This window comes from Flavobacterium sp. 2755 (assembly GCF_031455715.1).
Lineage (GTDB): Bacteria > Bacteroidota > Bacteroidia > Flavobacteriales > Flavobacteriaceae > Flavobacterium.
The window spans coordinates 199,914-213,223 of record NZ_JAVDTG010000006.1; the positions used below are offsets into that span (position 1 = coordinate 199,914).

At 32.9% G+C, this 13,310-nt stretch carries 8 protein-coding genes; 6 read left to right on the forward strand and 2 right to left on the reverse strand.

Annotated features, from left to right (window positions below; translation table 11 throughout):
• Positions 1-22: 22 nt before the first annotated feature.
• The 4 genes from J2Y38_RS15715 to J2Y38_RS15730 all read left to right on the forward strand — a co-directional run bounded on the left by J2Y38_RS15715 (position 23) and on the right by J2Y38_RS15730 (position 2,427).
• Positions 23-313 (forward strand): hypothetical protein, encoded by a 291-nt coding sequence (locus J2Y38_RS15715; protein ID WP_056208572.1) that lies wholly within the window; start codon positions 23-25, stop codon positions 311-313.
• Positions 314-335: 22 nt separating this feature from the next.
• Positions 336-632 carry a hypothetical protein gene (locus tag J2Y38_RS15720; protein ID WP_309844288.1) on the forward strand — a complete coding sequence of 99 codons (297 nt, stop codon included), beginning with the start codon at positions 336-338 and terminating at the stop codon, positions 630-632.
• 16 nt (positions 633-648) lie between these two features.
• Complete coding sequence (locus tag J2Y38_RS15725; protein WP_053473298.1) at positions 649-945, forward strand: hypothetical protein; 297 nt, start codon at positions 649-651, stop codon at positions 943-945.
• Between the two features lie 129 nt (positions 946-1,074).
• A complete protein-coding gene (locus tag J2Y38_RS15730; RefSeq protein WP_309844291.1) occupies positions 1,075-2,427 on the forward strand; it encodes a sigma-54 dependent transcriptional regulator in 1,353 nt (450 codons plus the stop codon).
• On the opposite strand, the gene J2Y38_RS15735 is transcribed toward J2Y38_RS15730, so the two are convergent.
• Positions 2,424-4,865, reverse strand: a complete 2,442-nt coding sequence (locus J2Y38_RS15735) for an ATP-binding protein (RefSeq protein ID WP_309844294.1) — start codon at positions 4,863-4,865, stop codon at positions 2,424-2,426. The genes J2Y38_RS15730 and J2Y38_RS15735 overlap by 4 nt on opposite strands.
• A 179-nt stretch (positions 4,866-5,044) precedes the next feature.
• Positions 5,045-6,946 carry a S9 family peptidase gene (locus J2Y38_RS15740; protein WP_309844297.1) on the reverse strand — a complete coding sequence of 634 codons (1,902 nt, stop codon included), beginning with the start codon at positions 6,944-6,946 and terminating at the stop codon, positions 5,045-5,047.
• A gap of 290 nt (positions 6,947-7,236) precedes the next feature.
• Between J2Y38_RS15740 and J2Y38_RS15745 the strand changes: the two genes are divergently transcribed.
• Both J2Y38_RS15745 and J2Y38_RS15750 read left to right on the forward strand, forming a co-directional pair.
• Positions 7,237-8,349, forward strand: coding sequence for an FAD-dependent oxidoreductase (locus tag J2Y38_RS15745; RefSeq protein WP_309844300.1), 1,113 nt, complete (start codon positions 7,237-7,239; stop codon positions 8,347-8,349).
• 41 nt (positions 8,350-8,390) lie between these two features.
• Positions 8,391-13,271: a T9SS-dependent choice-of-anchor J family protein gene (locus J2Y38_RS15750; RefSeq protein ID WP_309844302.1), complete on the forward strand. Its 4,881-nt coding sequence runs from the start codon at positions 8,391-8,393 to the stop codon at positions 13,269-13,271.
• The last annotated feature ends 39 nt before the right edge of the window (positions 13,272-13,310 follow it).

A 13,310-nucleotide genomic window follows, 5' to 3' on the forward strand; every position in this document is an offset into this window, starting at 1 on the left:
CTAACCCTAAAAAACTATTATTATGAAAAAGCTAATATTATCGGCAGCGATCCTGTTAGGAGGACTGTCAATGCAAGCAGAAAATACTGTTTTAACCACCACAACAGTAAACACAATAAACTACCAGGATGATTATAAAGAAGTCGACGCTGTACCAGCTGCGATTAAAAAATCTCTTGATGAAGCTTATCCAGGTGTAAAATTGGACAAAGCTTATGTGAATTCGAAAAAAGAATATAAAATTGAGGTTACAGTAAGAGGCGAAAAATCAATCGTTTATACTGATGCCGCAGGAACTATTCTTAAAAAATAATAACTCTAAATCTTAAAGCATTATGAAAAAGTTAATCTTATCAGCAGCGATTATTTTAGGAGGTTTGTCTCTTCAGGCAGCAGCTCCATCACAATCAAATTCAGTAGTTAAATCAGTAAACATTCAGGATGAATATACTGAAGTTGCTGCAGATGCCGTACCGGCAGCTGTAAAATCTACAATTGAAAAATCGTTTGTAGGTTCTAAACTGGAAAAAGCATGGAAAAATGCTAAAGACGAGTACAAACTTGAAATTTCAAAAGAAGGTAAGAAATATACTTTTTTTACTGATGCTTCGGGAAATATCATTAAAAAATAATTAAACACAGAGCAATATGAAAAAGTTAGCCATCTCAGCAGCTATTCTTTTAGGATGTTTATCAATTCCTGCAATAGCAGAGATAACTCCAAATAAAGTAAAAACGACGGTTTCTGTTCAAACAGAATACACTGAAATTAGCACAGATGTTGTTCCGGCAGCTGTAAAGACTGCTCTGCAAACCGCTTATCCAAATGCAAAACTGGAAAAAGCGTATGTTAATGATAAAAAAGAATACAAATTAGAAATATCGGTTGGTGACCAAAAGGCTACTGTGTATTCAGATGTCAATGGCAACTGGTTGAAGATATAATTAGGTGAAATTAGATTTATGTTTTTGGTGAAAAAGAGATTGCATTGTGCAATCTCTTTTTTTTTCGCATAATTTTAAGAAATTATAACTTTAATAGTATTATTTTAGCAAAAAAGTCCCTCCAGTCACATGTCAAAGATATTAGTAATAGAAGATGATATTTCGTTTTGCAAATTATTAGAGAAATTTCTAGTAAAAAACCAATACGAAGTAAGTATCGCATTTTCTGCGTCAGAAGCCAGATCGGCAATCAAAAACGAATCTTTCGATTTGATTTTGACAGATCTTCGTTTGCCTGATTCTGACGGAATTCTACTTATGTCAGAGATTAAAAATTCACATCCTGAAATTCCGGTGATCTTAATGACGGGATATTCTGATGTTAATACAGCTGTAAAAGCAATTAAAAACGGTGCGGCCGATTATATTTCGAAACCTTTTAATCCAGATGAGGTTTTATTGGTCATTACAAATGCATTGAAAACTTCAGAAATTGAAGAAGAAAACGAAGCTCCCGTTAAACAAAAAAAATCGGTAAAGAAACCAGTTTCTGCTGAAAATGAATTTGTACGCGGAATTTCTGTCGCTTCAAAAAAACTTTTAGATCATATTCAATTGGTAAGTCCAACAGATATGTCGGTTTTAATTATCGGCGAAAGCGGAACGGGAAAAGAAATTATTGCAAAAAGTATTCATCAGCAAAGTAATAGAAAAAACAATAACTTTATTGCAGTCGACTGCGGAGCCATTCCAAAAGAACTGGCGGCAAGCGAATTTTTCGGACATTTAAAAGGATCTTTCACCGGAGCAATCAGCGACAAAATGGGATATTTTGAAGCAGCAAACGGCGGAACTCTTTTTTTGGACGAAATAGGAAACCTTTCATACGAAAACCAAATTCAGTTATTGCGTGCACTTCAGGAAAGAAAAATTAAGCCTGTTGGAAGCAATAAAGAAATAAACGTTGATATCCGCATTATTACAGCCACAAACGAAGATTTACGTGAGGCAGTAAAAAACGGCGATTTTAGAGAAGATTTATACCATAGAATCAACGAATTCTCTATACAGTCTCCATCTTTAAAAGATCGCGACGAAGATTTAATGGTTTTTGCCGATTATTTCCTTGAAAAAGCCAATCAGCAGTTGAATAAAGACATTATTGGATTTTCTCCGGAAGTAGTTTCTATTTTCCAAAATTACAACTGGCCGGGAAATTTACGTGAACTACAAAACTGTGTAAAACGTGCCACACTTTTAACGCAGGGGGATTTTATCGAAAGCGATGTTTTGCCAATTGAATTTTTCCAATCTCAGAAACAAGCAGGCTTTAGCGGTAGTTTTTCTTTATCAGATAATGAAAAAGAAGCCATTATTCAAGCTTTGAACAGAACACAGAATAATAAATCGGAAGCGGCTAAACTGCTTAAAATTACCAGAAAAACGCTTTACAATAAATTAAAGCACTACAATATCGATTAAACGATTTCTTGTTCTAAAAGAACAAAAAGTTTATTTGTTTTTGCTTTAAGCGCTTCAAAAATATCTCTCGAATCTGCAATTTCAAGATTATTTTGTTCCAGTGTTTTTAATAGAGTGCCAATATCGCGCGCCTCTATTTGTCTAAACATGGGCGCAATACGATGTGCTATCGAATTTATTTCAGGAACATTTTTTTCAGTAATAGCATTTTCGAGCAGTTCTAAATTTTCGTTGCTGCTTATTATAAAAGCTTTCAATACATCATTTAAAGCATTTTGATCATTCCCTAAAAACTCTTTCAAAGTATCTAAAGTATACAATTGGGAAGAAACCGTTTCTTCAACTTCATTTATTGCAGCTTTTGGCAATGTATCATGGTCCAGAATATGCTGAATTGTTTCCAGTAATATTTTTGGCGAATAGGGTTTATTTACAACCGTTGTAAAACCGGCTTCATCATAAACGGCGGCATCTAAATCTGTTCTTCCGGTTAAAGCAATTACAGGCTGATTTTTATAAATATCTTTTTCAGAATTTCGAAGACTTTTCAAAAACATAAATCCGTCCATTTCCGGCATTTGAATATCAGTAATCACAAAATCAAAATTAGTATTCCGGATCGCTTCTAATGCTTTTACAGCATTGCTAAAAGATAAAACCTGATGTCCTTCCTGTCTTAAAACGCCGCTGGTTAAATTCAGCAGATTAATATCATCGTCAATTACTACGAAAGTCTGTTTTGTCGTATTTCTTGCAATGTTTCTTTTTATTTCTTCAACTGTAATTTCGCTTTGATCGAAAATTAAAGGAATTTTTATTTCAAATGTACTTCCTTTTCCGAAGCTGCTTTCCAAAGAAATTCTTCCGCCCATAAACGAAATTATCTTTTGACAGATGGAAAGGCCTAAACCAGTTCCGCCATATTTTTTTTCGATATTTTCATTCGCCTGAGCAAATTCTTCAAAAACTAATTTTTGATTTCCTTTTTCAATTCCAATTCCCGTATCTTCGATCGTAATGATAAAAAAGTTTTCATTTTCGCTCACATACGAACTGATTTTGATATGACCTTCTTCAGTAAATTTATAAGCGTTTCCAATAATATTGGTCAAAATTTGTTTCAGTCGAAATGGATCGCCAACAACTCTCGTGTGCAATTTATCGTCTACATTAATAATCAAATCAATGTTTTTTTCTTTGTAAACCGTTTGAATATTTCTCGCTGTATCTTCTATAAGTTCAGGAAGATAAAAAGGAACTTTTTCAATTGTAATTTTTCCGGCTTCAATTCTGGAGAAATCCAATAAATCCTGAACCAGCTGTGTAATATATTCAGATGAATTTTTGATGTTTTTAATGAAATACGATTGTTTCGTATTAACATCAGAATTGCCCAAAAGCTCTGAATAACCCACAATCGTACTCAGAGGTGTTTTTAAATCGTGACTTACGGTCGAGATTAACTGTTCACGGCTTTTTAATAAATTCTTGGTTTTGAAATTCGCAATTTCAAGCTGTTTTTTATACAACTGAGATTTCGAATAATCACTCACAATTAAAACAGAAAAAAACAAAGTCAAAATTAAACCCGCAATAGCCGAAGCCGTTACAATCTCGTTGACTTTTTTAAGTGATTTTTCTTTTAAAGAATTGTTTTTTATCGAATTGATGATAATTTCCCTTTCGATAATTCGAAGTACTTTTCGAAGCTGTTCCGAAATGGCAATTTCGTTTTTCAGTAATTTATTTTCCTCAAAATTCAGCGTTTCTTTTTTCTTTTCGGCTTTTTCTTTTACGTTGCTAAGCAGTTTTTTAGAATTGGCCAAAATTGAATCCGAAGCTTTTTTACTCAACGTATTTGTACTGTCATCTGGAATATTCTGATTTAAATAATCCACATATTTCTGAAGTACGTTACGCTGATAACTTCCTAAGTCATTTGGATTTTTGGTAAAATCCTGAAGTTCCAGTTTTCGAAGATTAAACTCCATTTTGGTAATTTCGTCAATAGCGTTATTGACCGAAACTTCATCTTCAGCTTTGTTTTTTATCGTTTTTAATTGTCGGATATTTTCTGTTTTTTCAGACAGTAAATAATTTACACTATCTAATAAAACTTTCTGATATTCTGTAGTAACGATTTGTTTTAAAGTATCAATTCTGGCTTTTAAAGAATCGGTTTCAATAAGATAACTTTTAAAATCAGTTTCAGAATTGGTTTGAATTGTTTTTCTCGCTAAACTTTCTGTTTTATAAACATTCGAAAACAATTTACTTACGCGGAGAATTTTGGTTTTTTCTTGGGCAATTTTGTCTTCGAGTTTGTTGTAAACCACATTTTCAGAATATAGAAACCATCCCACAGTAACCACCAAAGCAAGCAATGCAACATAACTGAATAAAACCTTAAGTGCTGTATAACTTTTTTTGCTTTCCATAGTGTTTATTTGGCGTTTACGAAGTTTACTAAAATTACAATTCCCTGCAATTTATTTAAAATTTCCATTTAAGAAAAGTAAATGCAAATCAAATATTTACATAATTCAAAGGTTTTAAAAATAAAATAACCGCAGATTATATAAATAATACTGCGGTTAAGTTTATTTTAATTTTATGATTATAGCGTTTCGTTCAGCCATTTAAAAAATTCGCCTTGCCAAACCTGAGCATTTTGAGGTTTTAAAACCCAGTGATTTTCATCTGGGAAATACACAAAACGGCTTTTGATTCCTCTCAACTGCGCCGCTTGGAAAGCTTCTTGTCCTTGTCCAATTGGCACACGGAAATCTTTTCCTCCCTGGAAAATCAAAATTGGTTTGTTCCAGTTCTGAACCAAAGTTGCCGGATTAAAAGTAGTGTAAGCTTTTTGAGCCACAGCATTATCTTTTTCCCAATAAGCACCGCCAAAATCCCAGTTGTTAAAGAAAACTTCCTCAGTTGTCCCTAACATTGAAACAGTATTGAAAACACCATCGTGAGCGATAAAAGTTTTAAAACGGTTTTTGTGAATTCCGGCTAAATAAAATACAGAATATCCACCGTAGCTTGCTCCAACACATCCTAAACGGCTTTTGTCAACATAACTTTCTTTTGCAACATCATCAATTGCAGAAAGGTAATCGTCCATAACTTGTCCGCCCCAGTCTTTACTAATTTGTTCGTTCCACTCAACACCATGTCCCGGCATACCGCGACGGTTTGGTGCCACAACTACATAACCTTTTGCCGCCATTAAAGAGAAATTCCAACGGAAAGAATACGATTGTGTCAACGCACTTTGTGGTCCGCCTTGACAGAACAATAAAGTTGGGTATTTTTTAGAAGCATCAAAGTTTGGAGGTAAAATAACCCAAACTAACATTTTTTTACCGTCGGTTGTCGTAACGTAACGTTTTTCTGTTTTGCTTAATGCTAAAGTTTTATACGTTTCAGTATTTACGTTAGATAATTGTTTCCAAGTGTTTTTCTTCAAATTAAAAGAAAAAATCTCACCAGCATGATTCATATCTGTTCTCGTAACGATGATATCATCTCCAGAAAAACCAACTAAATCATTTACGTCAAAATCACCATTTGTTAACTGACGAACTTGAATCGCGATTTTAGTTAAACCCGGAAAATTAACAGAGAAAAGTTGTTTTGTTCCGTCAATAGGCGCAACAAAAAATACCGTTTTTCCGTCTTTACTCCAGATAAAATTATCTACAGTTCCGTCCCAATTTGCTGTTAAGTTCGTTTTGATTCCTTTAAACTCAACAATAATATCGTTTTTGTCCGACTCGTAACCGTCACGTTTCATTTGCAGCCAAGATAAATTTCCTGTTGGAGAAAATTGTGGAGCCGTATCGTAACCTAAATTATCTTCGGTTTTATTCGTTGTTTTTTGAGTCTCTAAATTGTACTCATAAATATTCGTGTTTGTAGAAACTGCATAAGCCGTTCCTGCTTTTTTCTTGCACACATAAAAAATACTTTTGCTGTCTGGCGACCAGATATAATCTTCGTCACCGCCAAAAGGTTTCTGCGGAGAATCAAAAGTTTCACCTTTTAAGATGTCGATTCCTTTTGCGCCGTCTTTGTTTTCTTTATAAAAAACATGATTAAATTTTCCTTCGTTCCAAGTATCCCAATGACGATAATCTAAACCATCATAAATTTGAGCATCAGATTTATCTAACTTCGGATAAAAATCTTTGCCTAAAACATTGTCGATTTTTACTTCTTCATTATAAACTAAATATTTTCCGTCTGGCGAAACATTTTTATCTGCTAAAACGTCTTTAGTATCTTTAATTTCAACTGCATTTCCTCCGTTTACAGGAATAGTATAAAATTTAGAATGCGATTTGTTTTCTTCTACAGAAGGCGTTGAAACCTTAAAAACTACATTTTTTGCATCTTTAGAAATTCCAAGCGGAGTAACTCTGCCTAATTTCCATAACAATTCCGGAGACATAACATTCTGCCCGATAGCGTTTAAACTCATCATTATTAAGGTTGTTAATAATACTTTTTTCATAATAAAAATTCTATTTTTTTGTGCGCTAAAAATACGAATATAATTTTGCAACAAAATGTTAAAAAGGGTTAAACCATATAAGTAATGTAATTTCATTTAAACATTATCAATGTTTTTTCTTTTTTTTACATTAAGAGATTAAGTTAAATTAAATTAAGAAAGCAACGCTTAATATAACTTAATCTCTTAATGGTTGGTTTAAAAATTAAATGTTTTAAAACTAAATTTAAATGAACTTATATTACTTATATGGTTCAAAAAAATCATTATTTTTATAAAAAAGTCTAAAAATGGAATTTAGTTATTGGGAACTAAAAAACTGGTTCACAGATATTGATTATACAATTGTGGGCAGCGGTATCGTTGGCCTGCATAGTGCTTTACGCTTACGCGAAAGATTTCCTGCTGCGAAAATTTTGGTTCTCGAAAGAGGAATGCTGCCACAGGGCGCGAGTACAAAAAATGCCGGTTTTGCCTGTTTCGGAAGTCTTTCTGAAATTTTAGATGATTTAAAAACACATTCAGAAGAAGATGTTGTCGCACTTATCGAAAAACGCTGGAAAGGTTTGCAGTTACTCCGAAAAAGATTAGGAGATCAGGCAATTGATTTTAAACCTCACGGCGGATATGAATTGTTTTTGAAAGAAGATGAATTTGGGTTTAGTGAATGTATTTCGAAACTGCATTTTATAAATGAAATTTTAAAACCGCTTTTTAAAGCCGATGTTTTTTCTAAAGAAACCGACCGTTTTGGATTTGGAAATATTCAGGATTATTTAATTTTTAATCCGTTTGAAGCGCAAATTGATACCGGAAATATGATGCAGGAATTATTGAAGCAAGCGGTTTCGGCAGATATTTTAATCCTGAATCAGCAAACCGTAACTTCTTATGCTGATGCTGGAAACCATGTTGAAGTGGTGCTGAACGATTTTAGTTTTAAAACTAATAAATTACTTTTTGCCACAAATGGTTTTGCAAATACTTTGACAAACGGAGCGGTGAAACCCGCGCGTGCTCAAGTTTTAATTACAGAACCTATTAAAAATCTGGATATAAAAGGTACTTTTCATTTAGACCGAGGTTATTATTATTTCAGAAATATTGGCGACCGGATTTTATTTGGCGGAGGCCGAAACCTAGATTTTGAAACAGAAACAACAACCGAATTTGGTCAGACAGAAATTGTTCAAAATAAATTGGAAGAGTTGCTGAAAAATGTAATTTTACCAAATCAGGATTTCCAGATTGCGCACCGTTGGAGCGGTATTATGGGAATTGGAAATAGTAAGAATCCTGTTGTTTCTCAATTGTCTGAAAACGTGTTTTGTGGAGTACGTTTAGGCGGAATGGGAGTCGCAATAGGCAGTTTAGTAGGAACAGAATTAGCAGATTTAATATAAATAATACCACCAAAAACAACTAACCAATACAAGAGCCAAACATGCAAAAAACTACTTTTATTGTTCTGTTTTCTTTTTTTAATTTTCTTTTTACTCATGCTAACCATAAAACAGAATCAAATTTTGCCGATGCAAATTTTGATGTTACGGTTTCGCTGACCGGTGAGGTTTTGGTTGAATATCATGATTATAATGTTTACAAAACAAATCAATGGCTATTTGAATATGGTCCACAAGGGTTTAAGCCCGGCCAAGGTAAAGTTATAACTGTTTCAGGAACAGGTATTAACTTTTATCGTTTTACTTTAACAAATCCTCTAATTGGATATGATTTCAGGGTAAGGCAACAATATCTTTTAGATGATCTTTCTGGGTTTGCCTGGACAGACTGGTCACAAATTAAAACAATATTTGCCACAAGTGATAAAGTTTTTTCAGTTGGTTATTCAACAAATTTTAATGATAAATCAGTAACAAATTTAGAATGGAGGGGATTGATTTATAAAAACAGCTCAAGTGACGCAGGGATTTCTATATCCAACTATGATAATCACAGTGCTTCAAATGAGGCGGGATCAGCAGTTTTTATGTCAAATTATAATTATCAAGAAGGTTCGCATGTAGCATTTGTATCTCCTAAGTTCAATGATATAGCAACTAACAGAAAAATAAAATTCTGGACTAATAATTATGGACCGAGTGGTGAACTGCTGATTGGAACAATGACAAATCCAAATGATTTAAGTACTTTTCACCTGCTTGCCCCGGCCGAGGTTAAAACAGGTAGCGGTTGGCAGCAGCATACTATTTACTTTAACAATTATAAAAGTAATGATGAATACATCGTATTTTTATTTAAAAGCAAGTATTACGGAGCGAACAGTCCAAGTGTTCGTTTAGATGATTTTAGTTATGAAACGGCTGCGAACTGTTATGATCAGTCTAATTTTGCTGTAACAGATATTAAGGAAAATTCGATTAAGATAAGTTTTGATTCCCAAAATCAGAATAATTTTGAGGTTAGTTTGACTAATGTTGTAAAACATACTACAGAAACTTTTAATATTCAAAGTAGTCCATTTGTTTTAAATAATTTAGTTGGAAATACAGACTATGAGGTAAAAGTGCGTGCTAATTGTATTGATGATTTGTTTTCGAATTGGACCCAAACAATTAGTTTTAAAACACCGTGTACCGTTATTTCAGGAAGTTACAGTACTTCTTTTGAAGTAGCAAAATATGTCGATCCTTGCTGGAGTATTATTGCCAATAATTGTTTGGTTCAAACTAATTTAGAGAATACCGGGTGGAACTCACAGCCAGCCCCTAAAACGGGACAAACAGCAATAGCGTTTGCTAAATTTGTATCAAAATTAAATGTTGATAAGGCCTATCTTATTACTCCTTATATTGCAGATTTAGATGCAGATAAGAGAATTAAATTTAGTCTTTTAGCCTATAGTGGTGAAGATACTTACAATAATTCATCGTTGACTATTGGTACAATGTCTGACCCAAAAGACCAGACAACTTTTATTCCGTTAAAAAACATTCTGCCATCAGAAATGAATGAGCTTAGTAATCCAAATAAATTATCTCTTTGGAAAGAACATACCATTTATTTAGATAATTATTTAAAAAGCAACAATCATCATTATATCGCTATCAGATACAATAATGAGACTAATTCTAATTTTAGTATCGATGATTTTATCTATGAAAAAGCGCCTTCTTGTGTAGAACCGATTAATCCTGTTACTGTTGATTTTGATTATGACTTTGCAACGGTTAAATGGGAAAGTTATAAACCGGCTTCTGAATGGCAGGTAGAATATGGACCAAAAGGATTTGTTCACGGAAATGGGATTTTGGTAAATGCTTCTTCTTCTACTATTACATTAACGCAGTCACTTTTAGATGCGACGGAATATGATTTTTATGTTCGTGCGAAATGTGGTGCAGGTTATAGTGACTGGTCAGATAAAGGTTATTTCAGAACAAAATGTTTAGGTATAACGGCAGGTTTCAATGATGACTTTGAAAACACAATTTTTGACAAAAATGGATGCTGGACTCGAATTACACCTTATTTTAATTTAAGATACTACCAAAAAAGCAGTTTTATAAAAGTAAATACAGCTACTTCCGGAGGTCCTGGAACGGTTCATAGTGGTTCAAATTCGATTCTGCTTACAAATCAATTAGATGTAGTTTATCCTCCGGGTCCCGGAGAAAAAACAGACCGCGTTGTTCTTGTGTCTCCAAGATTAAAAGACTTTGATAATTATAAAAAAATTAATTTTTGGATGTTTACATCAACGCAGATTAATGATAGTCCTGTAGAACTTATTATCGGAACTCTTTCTGATCCTGAAGACTATACTACTTTTAAAGCTTATCAAACAATTAAAATTTCAAATGCAGATAAAAGCAAATGGTTAAATTATGAGGTCGATTTTTCTAATTATTTTGGAACCGACAAGTTTATAGGTTTTAAACAAAGTATAACTAATCAGAGATTGACTGGTTTCTTCATAGACGATTTTGCGTACTCGGAAAATGATTGTCCAAGACCAAGTAATTTAGGAGCAAGACAATCTGGAGAAATGAGCGCAGCATTAGACTGGAAAGATAATAATGTTAAGAAACAATCATACAGCTGGGATATAGAATACGGATTAAAAGGTTTTGCAGAAGGAACTGGAACTGTAATCAGCGTGAAAACAAATCCATTTAATGTAGAAGGTTTAAATGCAGGTATATATGAATACAGAGTTAGAGCCTATTGTGAAGAAAACATGGCAGGAAAATGGAGTGATAAATATGCTTTTAAAATAGGCTGTACAAAATCAGCTCCTTTTGATGAGAATTTTGACAGTTATAAGCCAAACTTTTTTGAAATTCCAAACTTTTGCTGGACACGAAGTGAACCAATTTACTCGCAGCTTAGTGAATATAGTGTATATAATATTAACAGTACACCTTATGTTTTTTATTTACAAAATAAAGAAGCAGATGCCTATTTAATATCCCCTTATTTAGAAGATTTTGATAGTAATAAAAAGATAAAATTTTGGCTTAATTACCAACCTAATTCGAATTCAGGCGATTTAGTTATCGGAACTATAAAAAATCCTCTTGATTTATCTACGTTTGAACCTTATAAAACGATAACTATTCAGGAATTAAAGGATCTGCCTAAATATGGAAAAGAATTCGATATAGATTTTTCTGAATATAAAGGTGAAAATAAACATATAATGTTTAAACATTTAGATGATCCAGCACAATCATCGGTTTCTAATACTGTTTTAATAGATGATATACATTACGGCGAAGCATTTTCTTGTTACGAACCGATAAATATTGTGTTTTCAGACAACAGCAGTAATTCAGTACAAATAAATTGGACTTCTAAAAATAAAGTGCCTCAAAATGTTAAGGTTGAGTACGGTTCTAGAGGGTTTATTCCTGGAACAGGAACGATTTTAAATGCAAATTCAAATGGTATAAAGGTTTCAAATTTACAAACAGTAAACGCTTACGATTTTTATTTTACAACAACATGTTCTGATGGAAATTCAATTGTGGTTGGGCCAAGAAAAATGGAAACAACCTCAGAAATTAAAACAGTGCCTTGGCTCGAAAAATTTGATAATCTAAGTTCATACGGAGCAAATATAGTTCCGGATGGTTTCAAACTGCTTAAAGGTAATGTTATACTTGAAAATAAATCCGTTGCCAGCACTTATTACTTTAGTCCGGAATATATGAGATCAGGATTTGATGATACGAATTATTTGTATTTAAAAAGTAGTCAGCTTCAAGTGTTTTCTCCAATGTTTAGTTTAGTTGCCGGTACAACTTATAAGTTTAGTCTAAAAGCAAGAAGCAGTTATGAATTCCATACACAAGGGATAGGCGTGACTGCAGGAAGAGGACAAAATATCTACAATATGGATACTACATTAGGAGCTATAGGGAAAAGAATGACCGAGTACAATTATAATGATTACATCTATTATTTTACACCTATTATTTCTGGAGATTATAGTTTTTTATTAAGTTCTTCTGAGTTTAGCGGTACAGATTTTATTACTGATAATCTTGAATTAAAAGAAGGATATACAAACACTGTTAATGGAAATGTAGAAGTTACGAAGTATAATTTTGATACAGTTTCTGATGCTGTAATTTTAGAAGGATCTTCGGATAACAGTTCGAAAGTAGAAATCGACCCTCTTAATTCAGACAATAAAGTTGTAATATTAAGAGGAAATGGTCGAGGCGAATGGAAAAATCCTCCAAGTACTACTAAAAAAATAAGTGCACCAGATGATGTTGTTTGGGAATCTAATCCAAGCAGTATTTCAAAAATAAACATGAAATTAGATGCAAAGAATACGAGCAGTTTGTTTATGCGTTTTGATTTAAGACAGACTTTCGTTAATTCAAACAAAGAATCTATGTTTAGGGTAGTGATAAATGGAAATGTTTTTGGAGACGTAATTCAGCCGTCAACAAGCAGCAGTGATACATACGAAACATATTTGTTTGACCTTACACCTTATGTAGGTTCAGATATTCGAATCTCGTTACAGCATATTGGTAAGTCAGATTCTGGAGATAATGCTTTTGTAGATAATCTTATTTTTAACCAGACTGCCACTCTGGCCGTTAAAGAAAATGAATACCAAAATTTCAAATATTACCCAAACCCAGTTGAAAGTGTTTTAAATATCGAAGGCAATTCGATAATTTCGAATGTTGAAATCTATAATTTAAATGGACAATTATTAAGCAGTAAAAAATATTCAGATTCAAAAGTCGTTATTGATTTTAAACACTATGTAACAGGTCTTTATCTGATTGTTTTGACAAAAGATGATAAAAAAGAATCTTTCAAAGTAATGAAAAAATAATTTTACTGAAAGGCGTAAAAAATAAATTTCGTAAAACCG